The organism is Monashia sp. HAY1-2A (assembly GCF_056755315.1).
Window position 1 is genome coordinate 1 of the sequence record NZ_JBNDHY010000666.1, and the last position, 245, is coordinate 245.

Here is a 245-nt window from a genome sequence, read left to right on the forward strand (position 1 = left end):
ATTGTCCTTTATTTTTTCCTAATTTTTCTAAAACCCTGTTTGCAATCACTTCATTTGCGTTCATATTGATTGAAGTTCCTGCTCCTCCCTGTATCATATCTACAGGAAACTGCTCGTGAAGTTCGCCGTTGATAAGTTCGTCACAGACCTCAGCGATATTGAAATACAGATTCTCATCAAGAAGGCCCAGTTCATAATTTGTTTTGGCAGCCGCTTTTTTTACAAAAGCCAACCCCCTGATGAAC

1 protein-coding gene is annotated in these 245 nt (G+C 39.6%); it reads right to left on the bottom strand.

The annotated features are described in order from the left end of the window. A partial coding sequence (locus ACPYOM_RS23480; RefSeq protein ID WP_481347826.1) for a lyase family protein occupies nt 1–245 on the bottom strand: 245 nt, incomplete at both ends.